Origin of the sequence: Allobosea sp. BK604, assembly GCF_004341515.1 — a bacterium.
In the GTDB taxonomy this organism is placed as follows: Bacteria; Pseudomonadota; Alphaproteobacteria; order Rhizobiales; family Beijerinckiaceae; genus Allobosea.
Window position 1 is genome coordinate 110,269 of sequence record NZ_SLZF01000007.1, and the last position, 25,994, is coordinate 136,262.

29 protein-coding genes are annotated in these 25,994 nt (G+C 64.6%); 6 read left to right on the plus strand and 23 right to left on the minus strand.

Annotated elements, in window-relative coordinates; genetic code table 11:
* Positions 1-2 precede the first annotated feature (2 nt).
* The 16 genes from EV560_RS21640 to EV560_RS21715 form a co-directional block, all read right to left on the minus strand.
* Positions 3-368: an excinuclease ABC subunit A gene (locus tag EV560_RS21640; protein WP_131857889.1), complete on the minus strand. Its 366-nt coding sequence runs from the start codon at positions 366-368 to the stop codon at positions 3-5.
* 97 nt (positions 369-465) lie between these two features.
* Positions 466-1,689 carry a beta-ketoacyl-ACP synthase gene (locus tag EV560_RS21645; protein WP_165923567.1) on the minus strand — a complete coding sequence of 408 codons (1,224 nt, stop codon included), beginning with the start codon at positions 1,687-1,689 and terminating at the stop codon, positions 466-468.
* Positions 1,686-2,411 (minus strand): 3-ketoacyl-ACP reductase FabG2, encoded by a 726-nt coding sequence (locus tag EV560_RS21650; RefSeq protein WP_131857890.1) that lies wholly within the window; start codon positions 2,409-2,411, stop codon positions 1,686-1,688. Before EV560_RS21650 ends, EV560_RS21645 begins: the two co-directional genes overlap by 4 nt.
* On the minus strand, positions 2,408-2,884 hold the full coding sequence (locus EV560_RS21655) for a hotdog family protein (protein ID WP_465247030.1): 477 nt from the start codon (positions 2,882-2,884) through the stop codon (positions 2,408-2,410). The genes EV560_RS21650 and EV560_RS21655 overlap by 4 nt, the downstream gene beginning before the upstream one ends.
* Positions 2,881-4,080 carry a beta-ketoacyl-[acyl-carrier-protein] synthase family protein gene (locus tag EV560_RS21660; protein WP_207908088.1) on the minus strand — a complete coding sequence of 400 codons (1,200 nt, stop codon included), beginning with the start codon at positions 4,078-4,080 and terminating at the stop codon, positions 2,881-2,883. The genes EV560_RS21655 and EV560_RS21660 overlap by 4 nt, the downstream gene beginning before the upstream one ends.
* The gene (locus EV560_RS21665; protein ID WP_165923568.1) at positions 4,077-4,577 is read right to left on the minus strand and encodes a DUF3261 domain-containing protein; all 501 of its coding nucleotides are present in this window, start codon (positions 4,575-4,577) and stop codon (positions 4,077-4,079) included. The genes EV560_RS21660 and EV560_RS21665 overlap by 4 nt, the downstream gene beginning before the upstream one ends.
* A 192-nt stretch (positions 4,578-4,769) precedes the next feature.
* The gene (locus tag EV560_RS21670) at positions 4,770-7,031 is read right to left on the minus strand and encodes an MMPL family transporter (protein ID WP_131857893.1); all 2,262 of its coding nucleotides are present in this window, start codon (positions 7,029-7,031) and stop codon (positions 4,770-4,772) included.
* Positions 7,032-7,066: 35 nt separating this feature from the next.
* The gene (locus tag EV560_RS21675; RefSeq protein ID WP_131857894.1) at positions 7,067-7,729 is read right to left on the minus strand and encodes an outer membrane lipoprotein carrier protein LolA; all 663 of its coding nucleotides are present in this window, start codon (positions 7,727-7,729) and stop codon (positions 7,067-7,069) included.
* A gap of 25 nt (positions 7,730-7,754) precedes the next feature.
* The gene (locus EV560_RS21680) at positions 7,755-8,174 is read right to left on the minus strand and encodes an acyl-CoA thioesterase (protein ID WP_131857895.1); all 420 of its coding nucleotides are present in this window, start codon (positions 8,172-8,174) and stop codon (positions 7,755-7,757) included.
* A 1-nt stretch (position 8,175) separates the two neighbouring features.
* Entirely contained in the window at positions 8,176-8,556 is a 381-nt protein-coding gene (locus tag EV560_RS21685) for an ApeI family dehydratase (protein WP_165923569.1), read from the minus strand.
* The gene (locus tag EV560_RS21690; protein WP_165923570.1) at positions 8,549-9,898 is read right to left on the minus strand and encodes an AMP-binding protein; all 1,350 of its coding nucleotides are present in this window, start codon (positions 9,896-9,898) and stop codon (positions 8,549-8,551) included. The genes EV560_RS21685 and EV560_RS21690 overlap by 8 nt, the downstream gene beginning before the upstream one ends.
* Positions 9,895-10,452 carry a COG4648 family protein gene (locus EV560_RS21695; protein WP_131857898.1) on the minus strand — a complete coding sequence of 186 codons (558 nt, stop codon included), beginning with the start codon at positions 10,450-10,452 and terminating at the stop codon, positions 9,895-9,897. Before EV560_RS21695 ends, EV560_RS21690 begins: the two co-directional genes overlap by 4 nt.
* Before the next feature lie 13 nt (positions 10,453-10,465).
* A complete protein-coding gene (locus EV560_RS21700; RefSeq protein ID WP_131857899.1) occupies positions 10,466-10,717 on the minus strand; it encodes an acyl carrier protein in 252 nt (83 codons plus the stop codon).
* Positions 10,707-10,985: a phosphopantetheine-binding protein gene (locus EV560_RS21705; RefSeq protein WP_131857900.1), complete on the minus strand. Its 279-nt coding sequence runs from the start codon at positions 10,983-10,985 to the stop codon at positions 10,707-10,709. Before EV560_RS21705 ends, EV560_RS21700 begins: the two co-directional genes overlap by 11 nt.
* Positions 10,978-11,751, minus strand: coding sequence for a lysophospholipid acyltransferase family protein (locus EV560_RS21710; RefSeq protein ID WP_131857901.1), 774 nt, complete (start codon positions 11,749-11,751; stop codon positions 10,978-10,980). The genes EV560_RS21705 and EV560_RS21710 overlap by 8 nt, the downstream gene beginning before the upstream one ends.
* The gene (locus EV560_RS21715) at positions 11,744-12,460 is read right to left on the minus strand and encodes a beta-ketoacyl synthase chain length factor (RefSeq protein ID WP_165923571.1); all 717 of its coding nucleotides are present in this window, start codon (positions 12,458-12,460) and stop codon (positions 11,744-11,746) included. The genes EV560_RS21710 and EV560_RS21715 overlap by 8 nt, the downstream gene beginning before the upstream one ends.
* Positions 12,461-12,531: 71 nt before the next feature.
* Between EV560_RS21715 and EV560_RS21720 the strand changes: the two genes are divergently transcribed.
* Positions 12,532-13,191: a 4'-phosphopantetheinyl transferase family protein gene (locus tag EV560_RS21720; protein WP_131857903.1), complete on the plus strand. Its 660-nt coding sequence runs from the start codon at positions 12,532-12,534 to the stop codon at positions 13,189-13,191.
* A gap of 5 nt (positions 13,192-13,196) precedes the next feature.
* Here EV560_RS21720 and EV560_RS21725 read toward each other — a convergent pair whose 3' ends face one another.
* Positions 13,197-14,705, minus strand: coding sequence for a phytoene desaturase family protein (locus EV560_RS21725; RefSeq protein ID WP_131857904.1), 1,509 nt, complete (start codon positions 14,703-14,705; stop codon positions 13,197-13,199).
* Between the two features lie 38 nt (positions 14,706-14,743).
* Complete coding sequence (locus EV560_RS21730; RefSeq protein ID WP_131857905.1) at positions 14,744-15,514, minus strand: DeoR/GlpR family DNA-binding transcription regulator; 771 nt, start codon at positions 15,512-15,514, stop codon at positions 14,744-14,746.
* 206 nt (positions 15,515-15,720) lie between these two features.
* On the opposite strand from EV560_RS21730, the gene EV560_RS21735 reads away from it, so the two are divergent.
* Entirely contained in the window at positions 15,721-16,626 is a 906-nt protein-coding gene (locus EV560_RS21735) for a PfkB family carbohydrate kinase (protein ID WP_131857906.1), read from the plus strand.
* On the opposite strand, the gene EV560_RS21740 is transcribed toward EV560_RS21735, so the two are convergent.
* Positions 16,601-16,900, minus strand: coding sequence for a hypothetical protein (locus EV560_RS21740; protein ID WP_131857907.1), 300 nt, complete (start codon positions 16,898-16,900; stop codon positions 16,601-16,603). The genes EV560_RS21735 and EV560_RS21740 overlap by 26 nt on opposite strands.
* Before the next feature lie 63 nt (positions 16,901-16,963).
* Between EV560_RS21740 and EV560_RS21745 the strand changes: the two genes are divergently transcribed.
* The 4 genes from EV560_RS21745 to EV560_RS21760 all read left to right on the plus strand — a co-directional run bounded on the left by EV560_RS21745 (position 16,964) and on the right by EV560_RS21760 (position 21,819).
* Positions 16,964-18,370 carry a class II fructose-bisphosphate aldolase gene (locus EV560_RS21745; protein ID WP_131857908.1) on the plus strand — a complete coding sequence of 469 codons (1,407 nt, stop codon included), beginning with the start codon at positions 16,964-16,966 and terminating at the stop codon, positions 18,368-18,370.
* Between the two features lie 126 nt (positions 18,371-18,496).
* Positions 18,497-19,777 (plus strand): ABC transporter substrate-binding protein, encoded by a 1,281-nt coding sequence (locus EV560_RS21750; RefSeq protein ID WP_131857909.1) that lies wholly within the window; start codon positions 18,497-18,499, stop codon positions 19,775-19,777.
* A 238-nt stretch (positions 19,778-20,015) separates the two neighbouring features.
* Entirely contained in the window at positions 20,016-20,906 is an 891-nt protein-coding gene (locus EV560_RS21755; RefSeq protein WP_131857910.1) for a carbohydrate ABC transporter permease, read from the plus strand.
* Positions 20,907-20,919: 13 nt separating this feature from the next.
* The gene (locus EV560_RS21760; RefSeq protein WP_131857911.1) at positions 20,920-21,819 is read left to right on the plus strand and encodes a carbohydrate ABC transporter permease; all 900 of its coding nucleotides are present in this window, start codon (positions 20,920-20,922) and stop codon (positions 21,817-21,819) included.
* Between the two features lie 142 nt (positions 21,820-21,961).
* Here the strand turns inward: EV560_RS21760 and EV560_RS21765 are convergent, their stop codons facing one another.
* The 4 genes from EV560_RS21765 to EV560_RS21780 are packed head-to-tail and all read right to left on the minus strand — an operon-like array spanning position 21,962 to position 25,981.
* Positions 21,962-23,113, minus strand: coding sequence for a CaiB/BaiF CoA transferase family protein (locus EV560_RS21765; protein ID WP_131857912.1), 1,152 nt, complete (start codon positions 23,111-23,113; stop codon positions 21,962-21,964).
* Between the two features lie 12 nt (positions 23,114-23,125).
* The gene (locus EV560_RS21770) at positions 23,126-24,409 is read right to left on the minus strand and encodes a TRAP transporter large permease (protein ID WP_165923572.1); all 1,284 of its coding nucleotides are present in this window, start codon (positions 24,407-24,409) and stop codon (positions 23,126-23,128) included.
* Positions 24,396-24,974 carry a TRAP transporter small permease gene (locus EV560_RS21775; protein ID WP_131857914.1) on the minus strand — a complete coding sequence of 193 codons (579 nt, stop codon included), beginning with the start codon at positions 24,972-24,974 and terminating at the stop codon, positions 24,396-24,398. Before EV560_RS21775 ends, EV560_RS21770 begins: the two co-directional genes overlap by 14 nt.
* Complete coding sequence (locus EV560_RS21780) at positions 24,971-25,981, minus strand: TRAP transporter substrate-binding protein (RefSeq protein ID WP_131857915.1); 1,011 nt, start codon at positions 25,979-25,981, stop codon at positions 24,971-24,973. The genes EV560_RS21775 and EV560_RS21780 overlap by 4 nt, the downstream gene beginning before the upstream one ends.
* Positions 25,982-25,994: the final 13 nt, after the last annotated feature.

The following is a 25,994-nucleotide window of genomic DNA, read 5'->3' on the forward strand; positions in this document are numbered from 1 at the left end:
GCCTATCGTCCGATCGTGACCACCGTGCCGGTCAGGCGAACCGCGGTTTTGACGTTGCCGATGCCGCACAGATACTGGCTGGTGCTCTTCAACGGCACGTCGCCATGCACGCTGTAGATATTGATCACGGCATTGCCGCCCTCTTTGAGCGCTCGCTTCTGCAACTGCTCCAGGGCCTCGGCAAAGGCGTAGTGGCAGCCGCTCCGCGTCTCCGCGGCGTCACGGCCGGCGCTGCCCCTGCGCTGGCTGCTCCATTCGCCGATTGTCTGGCTGACGCGCGGATGCCTCTGGTTGCCGAAATAGACCCGCACGTCGCTGTTCAGGGCCGCGACCTGCGGCGAGCTCATCGCCTCGTCGAGCGGCTGCACAGAGCGGTCATTGCGCGCCATGGCGGAAGCGGAAGCGAAGCAGACCGCGCCTGCCAGGAGAATGCGGCATAAGACTTTCATGGTACCCCCCAAATGTTCAGGCCAGTTGAAATACTAAGGACGTGTTGATCCCGCCGAAGGCGAAATTATTGCTCATCAGGTAGTTCGTCTCGATCTTGCGCGCGTCCTTCATCAGATAATCCAGAGGCGCGCAGCGCGGATCGACAGATGTGAGATTGGCCGTCGGCACGAAGCTTTTCTCGCGCATCATCTCGATACCGAGCCAGGCCTCCAGCGCTCCGCAAGCGCCCAGCGTATGGCCGAAAAAGCTCTTGAGCGAATGGATCGGCATGTGCTCGCCGAAGACCGCGTGGGTCGCCTGGCTTTCGGCAATGTCGCCCGATTCCGTTGCCGTGCCATGACCGCTGACGAAGCCGATTTCCGCGGCGGGCAGGCCGGCATCCTCCAGCGCAAGGCGCAAGGCGACCTCCATGGTCGAGGCCTGCGGATGGGTGGCGTGATGGCCGTCGCAATTCGTGCCGAACCCGACGAGCTCGGCATGGATCTGCGCGCCGCGTGCCAGGGCGTGCTCGCGCTCCTCGAGGATGAAGGTCGAGGCGCCTTCGCCGATCACCAGCCCGTCGCGCGCGCTATCATATGGGCGCGGCGTCAGCTCCGGTTTGTCATTGTTGGTCGAAGTCGCGAACAGGGTGTCGAAGACCGCGACATTGGAGATATCCAGTTCGTCGGCTCCGCCCGCGATCATGATTTCGGCCTTGCCGCTCTGGATCGCCTCATGGGCATAGCCGATTGCCATGCTCCCCGACGTGCAGGCCGTCGAGGTCGGAATGATGCGGCCGGTCATGCCGAAGAACAGCGCGATATTCACGGCGGCCGTGTGGCTCATCACCTGGACATAGCTGGTGGCATTGAGCGACTTGGAGAGCCCGTCCTTCATCAGCTCGGCAAAGCTGAGGATGGGCGGGACCGAGCCGAAGGAGGAGCCATAGGCGACGCCGCAGCGCCCGGTCGTGAGCTCGGCCGCACTGATCAGCCCGGCCTGATCGAGCGCCTGTTCCGTCGCGCGGACCGCAAGGCGCGAGACCCGGCCCATCGTGCGCAACTGCTTGCGGCCATAGCGCTGGTCGACCGAGAAATCGTTGATGGGCGCGGCGAGCTTGGAATTGATGCCGGTATAGAAATCCCAATCCATGCGCCGGATGGCTGTCTCGCCGGCATGGAGTTTTGCACGAATGCTCGGCCAATCATGGCCGAGGGCGGTGACGCCGCCCATGCCGGTGATGACGGTACGGCGCCTCAAAACATGCCTCCGTTCACCGAAATCACCTGCCGCGTGATATAGGCCGCCTCATCCGAGCAGAGGAACGCCACCACGGACGCCACCTCCTGCGGCTGGCCGACGCGCTGCATCGGCACGGTCTTCAGCGCTTCCTCAAGAAACGGGTGGTCGAGCATCTGCGTCTCGATCAGGCCGGGCGCGACGCAGTTCACCGTGATCTTGCGCTTGGCCAGCTCGACGGCGAGAGCCTTGGTCGCGCCGATGATGCCCGCTTTCGCGGCGCTGTAATTGACCTGTCCGCGATTGCCCATGATGCCGGAGACCGACGAGATGGTGACGATGCGGCCGCCCTTGCGGTTGCTCACCATCGGCATCGTGATCGGCTTGAGCACGTTGTAGAAGCCGCCGAGATTGGTGTCGAGCACGCTGTCCCAATCGACATCGCTCAGCGCCGGAAAAGCATTGTCGCGCGCGATGCCGGCATTGAGCACGGCGCCGTAATAGGGGCCGTGTTCGGCCATGTCGGCTTCCAGCGCCGCCTGCGTGACCTCGCGCTGCGAGGTGTCGAACGAGATCACGCGCCCCTGTCCGCCTGCCCCGACGATCTCGGCCAGAGTGCTTTCCGCGCCGGCACGGTCATTGGCGTAATGCGCAACGACCGTGAAGCCGTCTCGCCCGAGGCGAACCGCGATCGCCCGGCCTATGCCCTTGCTCGCGCCCGTAACAAGCAGCGTGCGCGTCATCTCTCGCGTTCCGATGTTTGACCGTCTACCAGGCTGGCAAGATCATCGGGCTGATAAACTGTCAATTGCGCTTTCGCCAGCTCGTCCTTGCCGCCATGGCGATACACTGTGCAATCGAATTGCCCCATGCCGGCCTCGCGATAGACCGACCTCGCAGTAATAGCGAGGCTCTCTCCTTCGCCGAACCAGTCGAGAGCCGCAGAAAAGTTGCGGGTACCCAGCAGGAAACCTACCCTGACCGGCCTCCGCGCCTGAATTGCCTCGATGCCGACAAAGGCGGCGCAGCTTTGCGCCATCCATTCCATGGCGACATGCGCGGCGATGCCCTTGCCATCGATGAAGAACGGGCAGGACGGGCCGATCGTCAGATAAGTCCGGATCTCCTGGCCGTTCCAGCTCTCGATGCCGTCGATCAGGATCATCGGCGCGCGATGCGGCAGGACAGAGTCGAGCGGGTAAAGCGTCTGTCTCATGACGCCGCTGTCCCTAGGACGAGCGCGACGTTGCTGCCGCCAAAGGCGAAAGAATTGCTCAGCATCGCGACGGTCTTCTGCGCAGGGAAGCTTTCACCCGGGCCAGTCAGGCGCAATGGGGCGATCCCGCCATCCTGGGCCTCATCCCAAAGATGAGGTGGCAAAAGACGCCCCGGATTATGATGCTGTGACAGCGTCAGCCACAGGAACGCAGCCTCGCAGGCGCCTGCCGCGCCCAAAGTGTGCCCGGTCATCGCCTTGGTCGAGCTGCATGGCGTGTCCGCCCCGAAGATCTGATGGACCGCCCGACCTTCCATGACGTCGTTCAGGGGCGTCGCTGTGCCGTGCAGATTGACATAGGCGATGTCGCCGGCCCCACACCCGGCATCGCGCAGTGCCGCGCGCATCGCGCTTTCCGCTCCTGTTCCTTCCGGCTCGGGGGCGCTGATGTGATGGGCGTCCGATGTCTCGCCGATGCCCATGAACACGATCTCGCCCGGCTCCTTCTCCAGCAGGAACACGGCCGCAGCCTCGCCGATCGTGATGCCGTCGCGATTCCTGCTGAACGGATTGGCAGGTTTGGCGGAGACCGCGCCGAGCGCAGTGAAGCCGCTCGGCGTCATCCGGCACAGGGAATCGGCGCCGCCGACAATGGCCGCATCGACCAGGCCGAGGCGGATCAGCCGCCGCGCCGCGCCAAAGACCTTGGCGCTCGACGAGCAGGCCGTCGCGATCGTATAGGCCGGGCCGGCGAGGCCGAGAAACGCCTTGACGAATTCGCTGAGGCCCCCGGCTTCCTGCTGCGCGTAGTCAAACGCTTGCGGCCATTCTCCCGTCTTCACGCGCTGCGCGAACGCGGCCTCGCCCTCGGCGATGCCCGAGGTGCTGGTGCCGAGGATGACGCCGATGCGGCTGTTCCCGTAGCGCGCGATCGCACGCTCGAGATGGGGGCGGATCTGCTCGAGCGCGACCGCCATCATCCGGTTGTTGCGGCAGTCCCATTTTGCGAATTCGGCGGGCAATCCGGGAATCTCTCCCATCGCCTCGCCGACCAGCACCTTGCGCTTGGGAATGAGGTCGTCGCGGCTCCGAAAGCCGCTCTGGCAGCCCTTGAACAGGTTGCCGGCGGTCTCGGCCTTGCCGTTGCCGATGGGCGTGATCAAGCCCATGGCGGAAACGCTGAGATAGTCGTTCACCGCACCACTTCCGCGGATTGAACCTCGACCTCGTAGCCCCAGGCCAGATTGGCATAGTGCAGGGAGCCGTTGAGCCGCTTCGGCGATTTCAGCTCATACTCGGCCCGCAGCACGTCCTTGTCATGGCAACGCAGCAGGCGCGAAGCTTTGCCCAGCTCCAGCGTGCAGCCCGAGCCGCTGAGCGCAGCCTGCAAGGCGGCGGGCTGGCCGTAGAGTACCATCATATCGGCGAAGATCGCATCGGCGCGAACGCCATAGGGCAGCCAGGGGGCGAGCTCGGACTCGAGCCTGCCGTCGCGCCAGACCAGGGTCACGCCGCGCCGCCCCAGCGAATCGAGCAGGATCAGGCGGGTTTCATCCTTGCTCATGGCGAGCTGGGCTTCGAGGCTGATCGACTGCTCGCCGAAGCGCATGGTCAGGACCTGCGTGACCTGGCCCTTGAACGCGAACTCGGCGGGAGAAATCGCGCGGATCGGCAGGCGCGGGCCGATCAGCATGGTCGCTTCGTTCGTCTTCGCTGAATTCAGATCCGATGCGCAGCCGGCCAACGCAAAGAGCAAGCCGCCTATCAGCCAATCACGCCACAACCGCATCAAATGCCCTTTTCGCCCCGCGGGGCTTATAACACAGGGATTGCAGGCTTCTAGAACGCACCCACAGCTTTGCGAGTTCCGCGCTGCGCCGGCTCGTCACCGCGCCCTGTGCCGGGCTGAGATGGGGGCGAGCAGGCAGGCGACGGCGACGCCGAGCAGCACCGTGAGGCCGAAGCTCGCCACGGCGGGCGTGCTGGAAAGCCCGAGAACGCCGAAGGACAGGATCGTCGCCAGCGCCGCGAGCCACACCGCCAGCAAGGTCACGAGCCGGTCATCCGCTTTGCCCTCGGCGCAGAACACCGAATAGTCCATTGTGAAGGAGAGCAGCAGCACCAGCGCCATGGCGTTGAAGAAGGTGAAGGAATAGCCGAGCAGAGCCAGCGCGCAGGGGGCGACCAGCAGGGCGGCGAAGGAGGGCACGAGCGCCCGCACGGCACCGCGCCAGCCGTAGCGCCAGGTGGCGAGCAGCGCGATGACCGCGAGAGAGCACCCTAGCAGAACCAGCGCGCGAAAGCGGTAAAGCCCGAGCAGCGCGCTCAGATCCGCCGTCGGATCGACGAATTTGACACCCGCGAGATCCGCGACCCCCTGCCTGACGCGCTCGGTGCTGGCGACACCCTGCAAGGTGACGACATGCAGGCCGGGCCCGAGCACGAGCTCGTTGAGGAAGGGAATGGCGCGGCTGCTTAGCGCCGCCGCGAGCTCGAGTTTTCCGTCCGGCGCCTCGTTGAGGTCGCCAGCCTGCAGGCCGACAGCCTCCAGCAGCTCAGCTCGAAAAGGTTCGACGAGCTTCTCGCGCTGGAGCAGCCGGTTCTCGTCCTGCCGTGCCGGAGACGGCACATAGGCAGCAGGAAATTGCGCGGTCGTAATCAGGCCGGATTTCCGCCAGGCATCGAGCATCGGCGCGATCTGCTCCTCGATCTCCAGGGCGCGCTCGTCGTCTGCCGCTTCGATCAGCAGATATTGATTGGTGAGGTTGAGCCCGGTGACGGCCGTGATGGCGGCTTGATCCGCCGTGAGCGAGTGATCGAGCGGTTGCAGCTTGCGGATGTCGTCATCGAAATCGATGCGCGCGAAGCCCGCGATGACGATCAGCGCAAGGCATGCGCCAAAGCCGAGGCGAAGCGCCCGCCATCTCCCCTCGGTCCAGAGCCGGGAGAGCCCCGCTATGAAGCGCAGGGTTTGCGGTGTATGCGCCGGCACCTTTCGCCTGTCGGCCAAAGGCAGCCAGAGCACCGTAGAGACGAAGGCGCCGGCCAGGCCGACGGCGGAGAAGACGGCGATCTGGCGCAGCCCCGGAAAGGGCGCGATCGCCAGCGCGCCATAACCCATAACGGCGATCAGCAAGGCCATCGAGATGCCCGGCAGGATATCGCGCAGACGTCGCTCCGGCGTCTTGTCGCCGGCCATGAAGATCGTCGCCGTGTAATAGAACCCGTAATCGACGGCGACACCGATCAGGCCGATCCCGAACAGCAGGACGGCGACATGGACCTGGGCGAAGATCAGCAGACAGGCGGCGAGGCCGCAGACCACGCCGGTCGCGATCACCAGGAGATTCTGGAACAGCGGCCGCAAGCCGCGAAAGGCGAGAAGAATGAGCAGGATGGTCCCGGCGAGCGAAAGCCCGGCCAGCCAGGCGGATTCGTCGATCGCCTTGCGCGCGCCGGTCTCCGCGAAAAACACCGCGCCGAGGCGGCGGATGACCGGCGCATCCTGCCCCGCCAGCGCGGCCTCAAAGCGGTTGAAGGTCGAGACGATGGTCTTCTGGACTTTCAGGTCGAACGGATCGGCGAGAAGCCTGGCCGATAAGAGAATATGCACGCCGTGTTCGTCCGTGAGCGACAGCATGCCCTCGTCCAGCGTCAGTTTGGTGGACGGGAAGGGGAGGCTGAGCAGGAAGGAGGGCAGCAGCAGGAACGGGTCGGCCTTCAGCAACCGTGCATCGGCGACCGCGCCCGGCCCGACGATCTGGGCCATGGCCCGCTCCGCGATGTCCTGGCCCTGGCCCGCCAGCAGAGCCTCCCGGTCGGCCTGCGAGAGCAGGCCGGCGCGATAGGAAAAGTAGAGCGTGCCGAGCTTCCTGAATTGATCCGTCGTGAAATCCTCGCCGATCGGCCCGACGAGGCCGGTCTCTTCGAGCGCCTTCGCCAGTTCGGCGGCGCGGGCCCGTGCCTGCGCCCGGTCCTTGTGGCTGACCAGGATGACGAAGCGTTTCGCCAATGACCGGGAAATCAGGTCATTCGCCTTCTGCCGCGCCGGATCCTGCTGTTCCAGGGGCAGCAGCGCGGTGAGATCGGTGCGCAGCGGATTGCCGCTGCGGAAGCTGAGGACAAGAAAAATGCCCGCGGCGATCACCGCGAGCAACCAGAGCAGGCTGGCCCGGGAACGCGTCAGCGCTGCGCCCTCGTCAGCAGTTCCTCTTCTTCCGGCGTCGGCGCGCCGCGTTCCAGCTTCTGGCTGGAGAAGGTCAGCACATCGCGGTCGTCATTGGTCTTCACCACCTCGACCTCGTCGAGAAGCTTCTGGCCGCGCGCATTGATCGCCTTGATCGGCAGATTGGGATCATCTGCCCTCAGGCTCTCGAGATGGATGGTCCAGGCATTGCCGCTCTGCCGGCGCGTCAGGGCGAAGGCGCTCTGCATCGCATCCCAGTTCCCGGTCAGCGCCGCGCCGAACATCGAATAGAGTTTCGACATGATCGGCAGCTTGCTGGCGGCCAGGCGCAAGGTCTCCTTGCCCTTCACATCCTGGACGAGGCCCGCCTCGGTCATGATCGTCGTCGTTGCGAACGGCTTTTTCGTCGTCCAGATCAGGCCTCGGCCGGCAACCAGCGTGAAGACGCCGGAACTTCTCACCGGATTGTTCAGCCCATTGAGATAGCGCTTCTGCTCGAACTGGCCGCGCAGCAGCTGGCCGTCCTGCAAGGTCACGCTCTGCGCCTGCAGCGGCATGGCGACGAACAGCATCGCGCAGCAGGAGAGCAGCAATGCGCAAGCCGACCGGGCCAGGCCGCGTGCGCTCAGCCGGCGGCAGACGGTGCTCGAAACATGCAAGCGGGAAGTCCACGAGCCGGTTGAGCTAGTCTTGTCCATGAAGCGCTTCCACTTTTCGGATGAAGTCCGGCGGGCAGTCGAGCCGCAATTCGCCGGTTTTTGCATCGACGCAAAGCTGGGTCGTTTGTGCTTTCGTCAGCAGTTCGCCGCTCGGATCAGCGCTGATCCGATAGCCGATCTTGATGCGGTTCTCGTATTCGAGCAGCGTCGCGCGGATGCAGAGTTTCTGAAACAGGCGCGCAGGCTTGACGTATTTGATCTGCATGTCGACGATCGGCCAGATATAGCCTGAGGCCGCCATCTGCGGGTAATTATAGTCGAGCCTGTCGAGGAGCGCGCAGCGCGCCAGCTCGAGAAAGCGCGGATAATTGCCGTGCCAGACGATCTGCATCGGGTCGAGATCGTAGAACTGGACCTCGGCTTTGGCTTCGGCGAACAGAGCCATGTTACCGCTCCTTCGCTGGCTTCAGCCGGATGGAGCCGGAGGACAGCATCTCGCCCTGGTCGGCATAGTCGAAGCGGAGGAATTCGCTCTTGATATGCAGCGTCAGGATGACGGGCCTGCCGGGCAGGAAAATCCGTCGATACTTCACCTGGAAATGCGTCCCGGCCTCGATATCGAGGTGCAAATAGCGTGCGGCCAATCGAATGGCCCAGTCGATCTGCACGACGCCGGGCACGATCGGCGTTTCCGGGAAATGGCCTTCGAGATAAGCGAGATCATGCGGGACGGTCAGGTCGATTTGCACGCCGTCCTGGATCGGACGCGTGGCCGAGATCTCGGGCTCGATTGCGCCAGACAGCTGCATCGGATCGGCTTTAGTCATCGAACAAGGTTTCAACGTCGCGCTGGCTGATTTTGCCCAGGGCGCCGCGTGGCAATTGCTCAACGAAACACCAATGCCGGGGCAGGCTGGCCGCTTCAAGATGAATTGCCAGAGCGGCGCGTATCCGGCGGTTAAACCGGAAAGCGCCATGATTGGCAAGGAACTCGGCCCCTACGGCGCTCGGCACGACACAGGCGGCAAGCCGGGCCGGGCGGCCGCGCAGGATGACGAAGGCTTCCTCGACATCGTCGAGGGCATGCAGCTGCGCCTCGACCTCATCGAGGCTCACGCGCGCACCCTCGATCTTGGCGATGCGGTCGCGCCGCCCCAGCAGGTCGAAACCGCCGCCCTCGCGCATGCGGATCTCGTCGGCAAGCTCTGCCGCCCCGCCGGGAAGATGTGGCGCCTTGGCCGTGGCTTGGCCGGATGAGCCCTGCACGAACTGCACCGAGGGCAGCGTAAGCCAGGGCTGCCCGGAGCGGTCGTGTCGTCGACAGGCGAGCGCCCCGGTTTCAGTCGAGCCGTAGATTTCCGTCACCGGGCAGCCGAAGAGATCTTGCGCCTGCTTCGCCGCGCCATCATCCAGAGGCGCGCCCGCGCTGAGGACGCAGGCGGGGCGCTTCGTCGGTGGCAAGGGAGCGAAGCCGTCCAGACGATGCAAATGAGCCGGACTGGTGACGAAAACAGCGCCCTCTTCGAGCTCTGCCAATGCATTCTCGAGAAAGTCCGGCGTTTCATCCGAGAAGGGAATGCCAGTAAGGAGCGGCCAGATCAGGCGAAAAGCCAGGCCATAGGCATGGTGATGCGGCACCGTTCCGCAAACCGATCGGAAATGCTGCTGCGTGCAGAATAGCTCGGAGATGGCGTCCGCCTCAGCGACGAGATGCCGGAGCTGCTTGTCGATTCTCTTGGGGGCGCCGGTCGAGCCCGAGGTGAAGAAGCTGAGCGGAGAGGCCATGTCCATCTCGGGCCATGCTACATCCGGGACATCACGGCCAGGCACGATAAGCTGCTGCAGGCCGGCGAAAAGCCTGTCCCGATCGCTGACGATGAGCCCGGCATGGTCACCGAGCCGCGCCAGGCCCGCCGGACGATCATTGGCAGCGATGATGACGCGCTTGCGACAGGCGATCAGCGCGAAAAGCCCGATGGCAAACCAGTAGAGGCTGGTCGTGTACAGGATCGCCGCCTCACCCGGCAGCTGCCGCAGCAGCCCGATATTATGGTCGAGATCGCCGATGAATTGCCGCCGTGTGAGAAGCTCGCCGGCGCGCAGCGCGACGGGCCGGCCCATGTCGTCGCGCCAGCTGGCAGGAATGGAAAGGAGGCTGCCTGCACTCATGTCGGCATATGTCTGATACGACGAAACAGCCATTCGCCGCCGAACAGGCCGCCGCTGACGAGATAATTGAGCAGGCTGGTCCAGAGCAGCCACAGCTCCATTTTGTGGCTGAAGGCCAGCGCGGCGGCGATCACGCCATTCGCAATGAGCCAGACGGTCCAGAGCAGGGTCACATTGGCGCAATAGGCCTTGGCTGCGTCCGGCAAGTCCGGATTCCGCGCACGGGCGAAGCGCTCGATCAGGCTCGGCGGATACCGGAGCGACAGGCCGAAGACCGAGGCGAAGGCGAAGCTGATCAGGCTCGGATAGGCCAGCGAGGCCAGCGACTGATCGACAAGGCTCAGGGCGAGCAGCGCCCCGCCGACGATCAGCACGGTCGGATGGCTCAGATGGAGCGGCCCGGCGGGCGCGAGCACGTAACGGAGCGCGATCAGCAGCAGGGCCGCCAGAATGAAGGTCGTGGGAGGAAGGCTGCCATGGCCCCAATAGACCAGGACGGGATAGGCCAGGCCCAGCACGATCAGAAACGCGCGCATCGCGGGCCCAGCGAACATGTCCGCTGCTGCTTTACGCCTGCGCCTTCATCATCGCATCGACCCGGTCGACCACATCGGTGACGGTCAGGGCCGATTTGAAGTCTTCCGGCGAGAATTTCTGGCTGGTCAGGTCCTGCAGCTTCACGATCAGGTCGACCGCATCGATGGAATCGAGATCGAGGTCTTCATAGAGCCGCGCATCCGGCGTCACCTTCTCGGCCGGGACTTCGAAAATCTCGATCAGATAGGACTTGATCTGGTGGAGGAGCTCGTCACGCGACATGGTGCTCGATATCCTTCTGCTGCGAGCGCACGAACTCGGCCAGCGTGCTGACGGTTCTGAAATGAAGCTTGAGATCGTCAGTCACGGTTTCGATGGTCAGCCCGAATGTCTTGCGCAACGCGACGCCGAGTTCGAGCGCATCGATAGAGTCCAGACCGAGCCCTTCGACGAAGAGCGGCTCGTCGCTGGCGATATCGTCCGGCGTGAGATCTTCGAGTTTGAGGCTGTCGATGATCAGCCTTTTGATCCGTAGTTCCAGCTCATCCATTCGCTAGTCTGTCCTCGTAATAGGCCGCCACCGTCCTCACCAGTTTGCGGGCGGCCAGAGGTCGCGCATGGTCGTTCAGCAGGTGCGCCACCGATATCACCTGGCCCACATCGACGCAAAACACCGGGCGGCGCGCCGGAATCTCATACCATTTCTGTCCCTTCAACAGCGTCGGCGGCGTGCAGGTGATGGTGACCAGCTGGATGTCGAGGCCGAGCAGGAGCGCGATATTGGCAAAGCCGCGCTGCAGCTGGATCGGCGCGCCGGGCGTGCTGCGCGTGCCTTCCGGGAAGACGATCAGGCAGGCATCCAGCTCGATCGCCTGGCGACAGGCGGCGAGCAATTGCTCGGAAGGCAGGGCATTGCTGATATAGCCGGCGCCCCGCACCAGCCGGCCGAGATAGGGGCTTTCCCAGAGCTCCTGCTTGACGATGCACTGGGCGCGCGGGATCAGCGACATCAGCAGCACCACGTCGAGCAGGGACGGGTGATTGGCGATCACCAGCTTGCCCGGCGCATCGCGCAGTTTCTCCAGGCCCCGGAACTCGAAGAAAGCCAGCCGCATGAAGCGCATCAGGCCGATATAGAACCTGAACAGCAGATGGATGATGTACTGCTTGCGCGCCCAGCGCCGCTCTGTGTTCCGGGTCGTCAGGCTGACGATCGGGAAGGCGATGGTCGCGATGACAGCGCCGCCGCCGAACAGGATGGCGAAGAAGAAGCCCGTGCCGAGGGTGCGGTAGATGCGGGCAAGCCAGTCAAGCATGCCGCCAGGTCCAGTCCCAGGATTCGCCGTGCGAAACCGCCTGCCTGCTGCCGGAGAGCAGGAACCGCAGAAAATCCAGCGCAGCCGAGGGCGTCGGCGCCTCGGGCCGGCTGGTTGGCTGCTGCGCCAGGAGAATGTCGCCCTCATCCATTTGCGGCGCCGTCAAGCCGAGCACCATGACACAGGGCAGGGCGCTTTCCGGGCCGGCGAGCCCGGTAAATTCATGCGGCAGCTTTTCATCGGCATAGAGCAGCAGGATGGGCGTTTGCGGATTCTCGGCGATGCAGGCCGCCGCTTCGAGCAAACCGCAGGCGAAGGATTCAGTTCCCGCCGCCAGCGCGGTATGGCCTTCGCGATTGCGTGCGTGGATCGACAGGAGCCCCGCAAGCCCGTGATGGACCGACATGCTGAACTCGGCCGGCGAGAGCTCTTCCTCCTGCGCCAGGGTCATGAGAGTCTGGCGCGCGCGGCTGAATTCGCCATGGCGGGAGGCCAGGACATAGCGCGCCCGCTGCACCATATCGCCGAAGCCCAGGGCGCCCGCGAGCAGGGTCTGCCCAATCGGCGTCGCCCGCCGGCGCAGGGACAGAGGCAAGGCGACCGGAGCGATGAAATCCTCATGGCGGCACGGACCGCCCCAATCCCGCCATTGCGCCGCCGAGACGCGCTCGGATGTCCATGCGAACCAGTTTCGAACCGCAAATCTCATAAAGGTTTCGCTTGGCATTTCGGACGGCTCTCATAGCTTGGCTGCCTTCCGCCGGCCATCCTGTTTCGTGCATGTTCGAAATTCCGGGCTTCTCCCTGCCCATCTCCTTTCCTGATCGTCGCGAGTCGAAGCGTCGGATCACGCTGGCACTGCTCGATCAGGACGGCGATATCGCGAAGGAACTCCTGGCGGGCTGGTCGCATGCGACGGATGCCGCCTATTCGCCCGCTTCCCGCTGCGCCAGGGCGCTGCTGCGCCACATGCTCGAGAGAGAGATCGAGACTTCGCGCCAGCGCGCCATTTCGCGCGACGCCAGCGGGCGACCGGTTCTGGAAGCCCGCGCAGGCGAGATACTGCCGATCATCTCGATCTCGCATGCGGGCAGGTTCATTGCCGCTGCCTACGGCTTTGTCGCCCGCCTGGGGCTCGATCTCGAAAGCAGTGCCAAGACCCGCGATCTCCAGGGCATCGCAGAACTGGCTTTCGGTCCGGCCGAGCGACGGCAGGTCGAGCAGCATGGGCCTGACGCATTCTATCGCATCTGGACGGGACGCGAGGCCTTGGCCAAAGCCACGGGGCGGGCCTTCGCCCAGGTCATGGACCGCCGGGACTATATTTCTGAGGCCCTGTCGGAGGGCGTGGCGCAGCTGTATCTTGACGGGGAGGCTTGGTCCCTCGCGCATGCCAGGCCGCTGGAGCACCTGTTTCTTGCGGTCGCGTGGCAGGACTGAGCGGCCTATCGGTCCATGATCGCATGCGCCGCATGGATCCCGGACAGCACCGCGGCTTCCACTCCGGGGCCCGTCGCCGTTCCTGCGCCGGCTAAAAATAGACCGGGCACGGGTGATTTGACGCCGGGGCACCATTGGCCGCGGGCGGCGCCGTAGATGCTGCCATTCTCCGCCTGGATATAGTGGCGAAAGGTTGGCGGCGCGGCGACCTCATGATGCACGATGTGCCGGTCGAGATCAGGGATCACCTTGCCCGCCGCCGCGATCAGCGTCTCGGCACAGGCTGCCTTCGCGCTTTCATACTCCCTGTCACCGAGCTCGAACCAGGAACTCGCCTCGTCTTCGGGCAGCAGATGCAGCAGGCTCAAGGCGGCATGGCCAGGGGGCGCCAAGCTGGGATCGATGGCGCTCGGATTGCCGAGGCCGAAGATCAATCCATCCTGCTCGACAAAGACCCGCGCCGGCATGTCCGGAATCCGGTCCAGGCCAAAATTGATCAGGATCGCAGTCGGGCCACGTTTCAATTGCTTCAATCTTTGGCGGTAGCGCGGCGGCAGTTGATAGGGACCGAGCATCGCGCCATGGCTGGCGGCGATATCGGCGTTGCTGATGACGACGGGCGCATGGACGGATTGGCCGGATGCCAATTCGATGCCTGCTATGGCGCCGTCGCGAAGGATGAACCTCTCTGCCCGGCATTTGAGACGGATCTCTCCGTGATGTCGGCGAATGAAGCCGCACAGCAGATCCGGCAGCTTCTGAGCCCCGCCCGCCGGATAAAACCCTCCGCCGATATAATACCCGAACAGCGGCACCATATCGGTGAGGCTCAGGCAGGCCGGATCATTGGTGACATATTCGGACAGGATGCTGAAAAGACTGATCAGCGTGGGATTGCGGATATGGCGCCGCAGGAGCTCGACATAGGGCTGCCCCGCAGCCTGCGCTGCGTATCTGAACTGGCGAGACCAATCCGCTTGCGCCAACGGCGTCAGCTGCGCGACGGGGCGATAATCCGCGGCCCGCATTCCGGCATAGAGTTCGTCGTAGATCAGCCTGATCTCGCGCAGGAACGCGCTGATGCCCTGCGCCTCATCGGCAAAGCGCGAGCAAAGAAGCTGCTCCAGGGCAGTCCAGTGTCTCGGAAGATCGATACTGGTGCCATTGATCACATAGCGATGCTGCACCGGCAGCCACTGTAAGCCATTCTCCTCGTCCAATTGGGCCAGCAGATGCTGCACGGGAGCTTGCGCGCTCAATCCGCTGATGTCCTGCACGCCGGCATCGAAGACGAAGCGTCGGGCGATCCGGCCTCTGTCCCGCGGCTTGCGAACCCAGGACGTCATGCAGCCGCCCGGCCGGTCGTGATGCTCGACGACCAGGATTCTGTAGCCCTGTTGCGCCAGCAAAGCCGCGGCAGAGAGCCCGGCCATCCCTGCGCCCACGACGATAACGTCGACATGCTGGTCGTCGGAGGGGCGGCGGCTCATTCGCGCGGCTATATAAATGGCCACGGCAGGATTCAAGCCGACCCAGGGAGCGGCAAGGCGCGCTAGCCGGAAATGATCAGCTCGCAGCGCGCATCGCGGATCATCTGAGCCGTCGCCTGATTGGGCTGGCGGTCGGTGATCAGCGTGCTCACCTCGCTTAGATGCGCCAGCCGTGCCATGGCGACCCGGCTGAACTTGCTATGGTCGGCAAGCAGCACCGAGCGGCGCGCGTTGCGCATCATCGTCCGGCCGACGATCGCCTCGTCGTCGCGATATTCGAGCAGGTTCCCCTCGGCATCGATGCCGCCGATGCTGGTCATGTGCAGGTCGCAGCGATAGTTCTCGATGAAGGCGGCGGCGTGCATGCCGCCGCAGGCACGGTTCTGCCCGAGCCAGTAGCCGCCGGTGATCAGGATCGAGATCTCCGGGCATTTGTCGAGGATCGACGCCGCCACCGTGCTGTTGGTCACCACGCGCAGCCCGCGCGGGCGCCGTTCCGCGATCGCCTTTGCGAGCGCGTCCGTCGTCGTGCCGGGCGTGATGAACAGCGAGCTTCCCGGCGTCACCAGATCCGCCGCCGCACGCGCGATCGACGCTTTCTCCGCTGCCGTCTCGACATGGCGCAGGCCGTAATCGGTGTTGGCGGTGCTGAGATTGGCGCTGGCGCCGCCATGATGGCGCCGCAGCAGCCCATGGTCCGCCAGTTCCTGGAGGTCGCGTCGCAGCGTTTGCGGCGTCACGTCGAAGGCGGCGACCATCTCCTCGATCGCCGCGTAGCCGCGCCGGGAGAGCATGTCGAGAATGTCGCTGTGGCGTTTGGTGAGGGAGGCCATGTCGGGGCTCTGACTACGATCGGCAGGTTATACAAGACAATGCGCGATTACGAAAATGGTCATTGCGGAAAGGAACATTTGGTGCATCATCGGCCATCGCCGCGCCTGAAGCCGTGACAAGCGGAGCGGGCGCCCTGCAAGGCGAAGAGAATGATGGCGGGAGGAATCATGAAGCAGCGGCGGGGCCGGCGCGGGGCGGCGTCTTCATGACCGGCAGGATTATCTGTGCCGGCAACCTCGTCCATGACGAGGTCTTCCATATCGACGCCCTGCCGACGGCCGGCATCAAGACCGGGGTGCTGCATTACGACCAGCGCTATGGCGGCCCGGCCGCGACGGCCGCCGTGGCGATCTGCCGTCTTGGCGGGGCGGCCTCCTATTGGGGCCGGGTCGGCGCCGATGCGGCCGGCGATGCCGCAATCCGGATCATGCAGGAGCATGGCGTCGATTGCGCCGGGGTCGCCCGGCTCCCAGGCCGGACCTTGCGTGCCATCGTGCTGGTCGATGCCCGCGGCGAGCGCAGCATCGTCTCGGACCGGCGCAGCCTGCCGACCGATGCCGCCGCGCTGCCGGACGATCCGCTCGACGATGCCGGCGTCGTCCTCGTCGATACGCGTTGGCCGGCCGGTGCCGATGCGGTTCTCGAGCGGGCCCGGACGCGGGGGATACCCACCGTTCTCGACGCCGATGGCGGTGCGCCCGAGGATAACCGGCGCCTGATCGACAAGACCGACCATGTCGTCTTCTCCAGCGAAGGCCTGAAGGATTTTGCGGGAGAGGGCGAGCCCGCGGACCTGCTGAGACATTGCGCCGCCGAGCGGCCCGGCAAGGTTTTTGCCGTCACGCGCGGCAGCGCCGGCAGCCTCTGGCTGCTGGATGGCGAACTCGTCTCGATCCCGGCCTATCGTGTCGAGGTCGTCGACACGACCGGCTGTGGCGACGTCTTCCATGGCGCCTATGCGCTTGGCCTTGGCGAGGGGCGCGCTCCGGTCGAGGCGGCGCGTTTCGCCTCGGCTGTGGCGGCGCTGAAGGCCGAACGTGCACGCGGCTGGGATGGCATGCCGGATCGGGCGGCGGTCGAGGCGCTCATGGCGAATGGCGAGGTTCGCTAACGCCTCCCGTCATTGCGAGCGAAAGCGAAGCGATCCAGGGGTCGCCGGGCGCCCAGTCCCCCTGGATTGCTTCGCTGCGCTCGCAATGACGGGATCGGTGCTCATGCTGCGATGCACTAAAAACGAAAATCAGACTTGCGATAACGAAAATATCATGCATCATTCCCGGCGATAAAAAGAAAAACGTTGCTCCGGGGAGGTCCGATTTTCCGCGCCGGAAGGCGACGAGATCGCGCGGCATGGATTCGCCATCGCTGGCCGGATCCCGTTCCATCGAGCGCCCGTCGTCTCGCCCGCAACGCTCATTCATATCGAACCGGACTGAGAAGGTGTGATCATGGCATGCTCTTCGCTCGCTGAGCTCAAGCAGGATCTGGCGGCACTTGGTGTCGACCTGTCAGGGCATTCGCCCGATTTCTCCAGGGCGAAGCGCCCCCCGGACGAGATGATCGACCGCTGGGCCGAAACGGCGGCGCTCGCCGAGCCCGAGGCGCGCTCGGTCGCGATCTGGGCGATCCGCGAGGCCGCACACGCCGCCGGCATCGTGCCCTCCTCGGTGCAGGAGCTTTATCTCGCCTGCGCCGCCGGTACATGGGGCGGCAAGACCGTGCCGGCGATGAACCTGCGCGGCTGGACCTACCAGACCTGCCGCGCCGTCTTCCGCGCCGCGAAGGAACTGGACTCGCAGCTCTTCATCTTCGAGCAGGCGGTCGGCGAGGCGATCTACGCCCAGCAGCCGCCGCTGGAATATGCCGCCGGCGTGCTCGCCGCCGCGCTGCGCGAGGGCCATAAGGGTCCGGTCTTCCTCCAGGCCGACCACGACCAGATCAACGCCAAGGCCTATCTCGCCGATCCGAAGGCCGAGCTGCGCCGGCTTGAGACCGTCATGCGCGAGCAGATCGCGGCCGGGCTCTACAATGTCGATATCGACGCCTCCACGGTGGTCGACCTCTCCCTGCCCACGGTCGAGGACCAGCAGCGTCTCAATGCCGAGCTCACTGCGCATTTCACCGAGTTCGTGCGTGGCATCGAGCCGAAGGGCATCACCATCTCGCTCGGCGCCGAGATCGGCGAGGTCGGCCACGAGAACACCACGCCCGAGGAGATGCATTGCTTCATGAAGGTCTATCAGCAGGAGCTGAAGGCCAAGGGCAAGCCGCTCGCCGCGGTCAGCAAGATCAGCATCAACTCGGGCACCTATCACGGTGGCAAGGTCCTGCCGGACGGCACGCTGGCGGCGGTGAATGTCGACTACGACCTGCTCAAGACGATCTCCACGCTCGGCCGCGAGCAATACAACATGGGCGGCGCGGTCCAGCACGGCGCCTCGACCCTGCCCGGCGAGCAACTCGCCAAGTTCCCGGCCACCGGCGCCGTCGAGATCCATCTCGCGCTCGGCTTCAACAACCTGATCTTCGATCATCCGCGCCTGCCGCAGGCGATCAAGGACCAGATCCGCGAATACACCTTCGCCAACCATGCCAATGAGCGTGGGCCCGGCGAGACCGATGCGCAGTTCTTCTACAATACGCGCAAGAAGTCCTGGAAGGTGATGAAGGGCCCGTTCTGGGCCATGCCGGCGGATGTCCAGGGCGATATCATGAACTCGCTCCAGGGCATGTTCCGTGACATGTTCACCTGGATGAATGTCGCCAACACCACGAAGCTGGTGCTCGACAATACGACGCTGGTGAAGGTCGTGCCGCCCGTGCCGGACGCCCTGCGCAAGGCGCTTGCCGCCTGATTGGCCGATCGCGACCCCGCATCTCCGCGCGCCCGCCCAGGGCGCGCGCCCGAAGCAAGAGGATAAGCCCAAGCAACAACAAGTCGAAACGACAAAACAAATAATCAAACCGGGAGGAAAACGTTCATGGATAGGAACCGTAGGTCTTCGTTGCTGAAGCTCGCGGCGCTGGCGCTCGCGTCGGTCGTCAGTCTGCCCGTCCTGGCCCAGGCCCAGCAGCGCGAGGTGCGCTGGGGCCAGTGGAAGGGCACCGAGGTCGGCGAGAAGTTCATGGCCGAGTTCAAGGCGGCCTTCGAGAAGGACCATCCCGACATCAAGCTCGTGCCGGTGGATTCCCCGTTCACGGGCTTCCATGATCGCGCCGTCGTGCTGCACCAGGCCAAGAAGCTGCCCGACGTGCTGCTCGTCCAGGTCGACTGGGTCGCGGAATTCGCCGATCTCGGCATGATCGAGCCGATCGACGAGCGCATCGCCAAGGAGCCGAAGGAGTTCTTCGCCAATATCCCGGTCACCTTCCACCAGCAATGGAAGGGCAAGCAATATTACCTGCCGATCGAGTCGGGCGCGGTCGCGCTGTTCTGGAACACCGACCTGTTCAAGGCCGCCGGCCTTTCCAGCGCGCCGAAGACCTGGGACGAGTTCGCCGAGTATTCTCGCAAGCTGACCGTTCCGGACAAGCGGCAATTCGCCGTCACCGGCACGCTCCAGGGCGAGCCGCCGACCAACATGACTTATGACATCTACCCGCTGCTGCTGCAGAACGGGGCCAAGCTGATCGACACCTCGACCAACAAGGCTGTCTTCAACAGTCCCGAGGGCGTCGCGGCGATCGAGTGGTATGCCGACCGCATCAACAAGGACAAGATCTCGGTTCCCGGCGTGCTCAGCAACGGCGAGAAGGAGAAGCGCGCCAATTTCGCCTCCGGCAATGTCGCGATGATGTTCGAGGGGCCCTGGGGCATCGCCATCCAGAAGCAGCTCAACCCGAAGCTGAACTACGACATCGCGCCGCTCCCGGTCGGCAAGACCAGCGGCACCATGGTGCGCGGCTCGCTCAACACCTTGACCAGCCAGGCGCAGGACAAGGAAGCGGCCTGGACCTTCATGAAGTGGATGTCCGGTCCCAAGGGCATCGAGCTCTGGTCGAAGGGCACGGGCGGCTTCCCGGCCCGCACCGACGTCTCCAGCCAGGACTGGTTCAAGGAGCTCAAGCTCTTCCAGGCCTTCGTCACACAGATGGGCCGCGACAACGCCCAGTCGCCCTTCCTGGTGATGCCCAACGCGGTGCAGATGAACAAGGTGATGAGCACCGAGGTGCAGAACGTCATCCAGGGCAAGAAGTCGGCCAAGCAGGCGCTGGATGACGCCGCCGCCGAGTGGAACAAGGTGCTCGCCTCGGCGAAGTGAGCCTGTCGACGAGCATTTTCGAGCGAACTGGATACCGGTTCGCGTGAAGAAAGTGCGTTAAACAAAGAGATAGAGCATTTCAGCGATTCAGAGAGACGCGGAAATGCTCCAGCCGGGCAGGGGAGGTCCGTTGAGCCGATCCCTGCCCCGGCGATCCGCCCGGAGGGCGTCCGCGCCCTCCGTCATCGCTTAAGGGGCCATCTTGCCGAGTGGCCGGCCCCGCATCGATTGGCGAGCCATGCACGCATTCAGACAGAAATATCGCGAAGAGGTTCTGGCCTTCTCGTTCCTGTGGCCGTCGCTGCTGATCCTCATCGCGCTTCTGATCTATCCGCTCATCGACGTCATTCGTCTGAGCTTCTACGACAGCAACCTGCAGCGCGAGACCTGGGTCGGCCTCGGCAATTACGCCACCTTGGCCATGGATCCGCTGTTCTGGCGCGCGTTCTGGCAGACGGTGGTCTTCACCGTGTTCAGCGTGGCGCTGCATCTCGTCATCGGTCTGGCGCTGGCGGTGCTGCTCAACATGCAGCTCAACCAGACCTTCCGCACCATCGCCCGCGGCATGCTGATCGTGCCCTGGCTGCTGGCGCCGACGGTCGCGGGCATGATCTGGGTGCTGATGCTGCAGCCCTTCGGCGTGGTCAACGGCCTCTTCGCCTGGCTCGGCCTGATCGACGCGAACTTCGCCATCTCCTGGCTGGGAGATCCCTCGACGGCGCTGGGTTCCGTCACAGCCATGAATGTCTGGCGCGCCTTCCCCTTCTTCATGGTGATGCTGCTTGCCGGCCTCCAGGCGATCCCGAAACAGCTCTATGAAGCGGCGGAGATCGACGGGGCCACGCTCTTCCACCAGTTCTGGCACATCACCATCCCGCAGCTGCGCGGCGTCATCACCACGATCGTGCTGCTCGATTCGATCTGGACCTTCCGCGCCTTCGATCCGGCCTATGTCATGACCGGCGGCGGCCCGGCCCATTCCTCGGAAGTGCTGGCGACGGCGATCTATTTCGACGGCTTCCAGAAGCTCAAATTCGGCTACGCCTCGGCCCAGGCCGTGGTCATGTTCGTCGTCCTCTTCATCGCCAGCGCCTTCTACGTGCGCCGCGCCATGAGCAACGCGCAGTGAGGGGAAACGCCCAATGACGATCGCACTCCACCCCGCTGCCGCCGCGCATCCGCGCCCCTTCCTCGGCCGTCACATCGGCACGCGCGGGCGCGAGCGCCTGCTCAATCTCTTCGCCTACGCGCTGCTCATCGTGGCGATCGGCATCATCTTCTTCCCGCTGCTCTGGATGTTCAGCGTCTCCGTGCGCCCGAATATCGAGGTCATGCGCATGCCGCCCGATTGGCTGCCGCAGGTCTTCACGCTCGAGGGCTACGCCAAGATCTTCCAGAACAAGAAGTTCCTGGTCGTCTTCCTCAACACGATGGTGGTCTCGCTCATCGTCACCGCGCTGTCGCTCTTCCTGGGCGCGATGGCCGCCTATGCGCTGGCGCGGTTCAATTTCATCGGCCAGCGCGCCGTGCTGATGTTCCTCATCACCACGCAGATGTTCCCGCTGGTGCTGCTCTGCATTCCCTATTTCAGGATCTTCATCACGCTCGGGCTCTACGACACCCGCACCTCGCTGGTGGTCGTCTACCTCACCTTCACCTTGCCCTTCTGCATCCTGATGCTGCGCAGCTATTTCATGAACATCCCGCGCGATATCGAGGAGGCGGCGATGGTCGATGGCTGTTCGCGGCTGAAGGCGATCTTCAAGACGCTGGTGCCGATGTCCTATCCCGCCTTCATCGGGGCCGGGCTCTACACGTTCCTGCTTGCCTGGAACGAGTTCCTTTTCGCGGTCGTCCTGATCGAATCCTGGGAGAACCGCGTGCTGACCATGGCGATCTACAGCCTGATGGCCGAATTCGTCACCGACTGGAACACGATGATGGCCTTCTCGGTGCTGGCGAGCCTGCCTTTGGTGGTAGCCTTCATCTTCCTGCAGAAATTCATGGTGCAGGGCATGACAGCCGGCGCCCTGACGTCGTAGCGCTGGGCGAGAGCGGGTCGGAGCTTGGCCCGCCTAAAGCATTTTCGAGCGAAGTGGTCCCCGGTTCGCGTGAAGAAAATGCGTCGAAACAAGTAGATAGAGCATTTCCGTGTTTCTCCGAAACGCGGAAATGCTCTAAGAATCAGCCCTGTTCCGCCACGGCCGGCTCGATCTCCGCAAAAATCTCCCCGTTATGCTCGCCCAGCCGGGGCGCGGGATAGCGGACGCGGCAGGGCGACCCGCTCATCCTGATCGGGAAGCCGAGCATGCGCACCGTGCCATGGCCGGGATGCGGCACGTCGATCGCCATGTCCTGGCTCAGCACCTGCGGATCGGCGAAGACGCCATCGACGCCGTAGACCGGGCCGCAGGGCACTCCGGCTTGGTTGAGCACCTCGATCCAGTGCGCGCAGTCATGCTCGGCGAGCTTGGCGGTGACGAGCGCGTTGAGCCGCACGCGGTGCTTCACCCGCAGGACATTATTGGCGAAGTCGGGCTCGGCCTTGAGCTCGCTCAGGCCGAGCGCGTCCATCAGCCGGCCGAAGAAGGTGTCGTCGCTGGGCGCGATCGCGATGTCGCCGTCGCGGGCCTTGAACAGGCCATAGGGCGAGGAGATCGGGTGGTCGTTGCCGCTGCGCGGCAGCACCTCGCCGGTCGCGAAATAATGCGAGGCGATATAGGCGAGCAGGCTGACCATCGAGCTGGTCAGGCTGACATCGACCCGCTCCGGCTTGCCGCTCTTCTCGCGCCCGAGCAGGGCAGCGGTGACGCCGAGCGCGCCGTAGAGGCCCGCGACGAGATCGCTGATCGGCAGGCCCGAGCGCAGGGGCGGGCCATCCTTCTCGCCGTTGACGCTCATGAAGCCCGACATCGCCTGGGCGATGAAGTCGAAGGCCGGGCGGTTGCGATAGGGCCCGTCCGGGCCGAAGCCACTGATCGCGCAGGTGATCAGGCCGGGCCGGAGCTCCTGCAGCCGCGCCTCGTCATAGCCGAGCCGGTCGAGCACCCCCGGCCGGAAATTCTCGACCAGCGCGTCCGAGCTCCGGACCAGCGCCTCGAAGCGCTCGCGCCCCTCAGGCGATTTCAGGTCGAGCGTGATCGAGCGCTTGTTGCGGTTGAACGAGGCGAAATACCAGCTCAGCCCCTCGCGCCCGGCGCCCTGCAGCCGCAAGGGGTCTCCTTCCGGGATCTCCGCCTTGATCACGTCGGCACCGAGATCGCCGAGCAGCATGGTGCAGAAGGGGCCGGAAATGATCCTGGTCAGATCGAGGATCCGAAATCCGCTCAAAGGCATTCCGCTTGGTCCTTACTTCATCACGAGATTAGGGAGCCAGACCACCAGCCCGGGAAAGGCCGAGATCAGGATCAGCACGACGATCGACCAGCCGAGGAAGGGCAGCACCTCGACGGCGACCGACCAGATCGGCGTCCGGCCGATCGCGCTGGTGACGAAGACGAGCAGCCCGACCGGCGGGTGCAGCATCCCGATCATCAGGTTGACGATGACGACCGTGGCGAAATGGATCGGGTCGATGCCGAGCTGGGCCTGGATCGGCAGCAGCGTCGGCACGAACATCACCAGGGCCGGCAGCGGCTCGAGGATCATGCCGACGGCGAGCAGCAACAGGTTGACCACGACGAGCACAGTGAAATGGTCGGTCGAGATGCTGAGGATCGCCTGCGAGATCGCGGTCGCGATATGCGACTCGCTGAGCAGCCAGGCGAAGGGGCCGGCGGCGGCGAGCAGGAACAGGATCACCGCCGAGGTCCGGCCGGCATGGTAGAAGACCGCGCCGAGATCCTTGTATTTGAGGTCGCGGTAGACGAAGAGCCCGATGACCAGCGCGTAGACGCAGATCATGCCGGCCGCCTCCGTATCGGTGATCAGCCCGGAGCGGATGCCGCCGATGATCAGGAGCGGCATCATCAGCGCCCAGATCGAGGCGCGGGTGACCTTGATGCGCGTGCCCCAGCTCGCCTTCTCGCGGGCCCGGTAGTCACGGCGCCGGGCGATGATGCCGCAGATCACCATATAGCCGGCACAGAGCAATATCGCCGGCACCACCCCCGCCAGGAAGAGCCTGAGCACCGACAGGTTCGCCATCACGGCGTAGAGGATCATCGGAATCGAGGGCGGCAGGATCGGACCGAGCATCGAGCCGGCCGCGACCACGGCCGAGGCATAGCCCGGCTTGTAGCCTTCCTTCTTCATCTCCGGGATCAGGATCGAGCCGGTCGCGGTCGCATCCGCCACGGCCGAGCCGGTGATGCCGGACATGATGAAGTTGGTCATGATCGAGACCTGCGAGAGGCTGCCGCGGAAATGACCGACCATCGCCGCCGACCAGTCGATCAGCCGGCGCGTGACGCCGCCGCGATTCATGATCTCGCCGGCCAGGACGAACATCGGGATGGTGATCAGCGCGACCGAGTCGACGCTGGAGACCAGCGTCATCGGCGCCATCACCGGGTCGATGCCGGCGCCGCTGCGCAGCACCATGCCGATCAGCGCCGCCAGGATCATCGAGAACCCGACATCGAGCCCGATCAGCAGCAGGGCGAAAAAGACGAGCGTGCTAATAATGATCATGGTCGTCGCTCGCCTTCTCATCGAGGCCGTAGCGCCCGCCGGTCAGCACGTCGGCCAGCCGCAGCACCAGGAAGAGGCAGATCAGGATCAGGCCGGCGAGCCCGGCGCCGTACATCACGTCGTAGGAGAGCGGCGTATCCATCAGCGCCTGGAAGGTGCCGACCTCGAGCAGCGGCCAGCCGAACCAGATCAGCGCGGCCGCCACGGCGAGGATGATCAGGTTGAGCAGGAACTGCTGCGGGGCGACGAGGCGCTTCGGCAGGAAATGGTCGAGCAGGTCGATCCGGATATTGGCCCGCTCGCGGAAGCCCATGGCGATGCCGAAGAAGGCGAGCCAGACCAGCCCGACACGGGAATACTGGTCGAAGGCGAAGCCATGACGCAGGAAGTGCCGGTCGACCACCTGCAGCACGGTCAGGATCAGCACCGCTGCCAGCGTGAGGATCACGCCGCCCCGGACCAGCCAGGTCACCGCGCCGATCAGCCTCGCCGGCCAGCCTGGCGCTGCCCCCGCTTGAGCGGGGGCAGGTCCTGACGCAGCCCTGTCGAGCGTGCTTTGCGTCATGGCGCTTCCTGCAGCTTGCGGATGCGGTCCGGGAAGCCCTTCGGCCAGGACTTGCCGTCGAGCGGTTCCTCGACGCCGGCCACCGCCTTGCGGAAGGCCTCGACATCGGGAACGACATAGGTCGCGCCGGCAGCCTTGAGGATGTCGATCGCCTCGGCGTCGAGTTCCTTGGTCAGCTTGGTCGTGACCAGGCCCGCCTCCTTGGAGGCCTTGGCGAAGATCGCCTTGTCCTCGGCGCTGAGCCCCTTCCAGAAGCGCTCGGAGACGAAGAAGCCGACGAGCTCGATGACATGGTCGGTCGCTGACCAGTACTTGGCGGCCTCATGGTATTTCGGCGGGATCGAGAGATCGAAGCCATTGTCCTGGCCGTCGATCGTGCCGCGCGAGAGCGCGTTGTAGATCTCCATCATGCCCATCGGCGTGACCTGGGCGCCGAGCTTCTCGAACATCGCCTTGAGCACGGGGATAGCGGGGATGCGCAGTCGCAGGCCCTTGACGTCCTCGGGCTTCATGATCGGTCCGCGGGTCGACTGGATGGCGCGCGGCGAGCGCTGGCCCCAGGCGCCGAAGACGCGCACGCCGGCGGTGGTCGCGACCTTCTCGAAGATGCCCTGGAACTCGGGATCGGTGTTGATGATCTTCTCGGCGTCTTCGGCGCTCTTCCAGAGATAGGGCACGTAGCAGACGCTGAGCGCCTCGCCGCCCTTGATGAAGGAGAGCGAGGACAGGCCGAAATAGGAGAACTCGATGGTGCCGAGCTGCATCGCCGAGATCAGCTGCGCGATGTCGCCGAGCTGGCCGTCGGTATAGACGTCGACCTTGTAGCGGCCGTTGCTGTCGGCCTCGACGACATCCTTGAAGCGCAGCAGCGCCTTGTGCCAGGGGCTGTTGTTGAGCGCGATCGTCGCCATCTTGACGGTACGCGGCTGCGTCTGCGCCTGAGCAGGCGCCATGCAGCAGAATGCGGCGAAGGCGAGCGCCGCCAGGCCGGCCAGAATCCGTTTCATCTTGTCCTCCCCA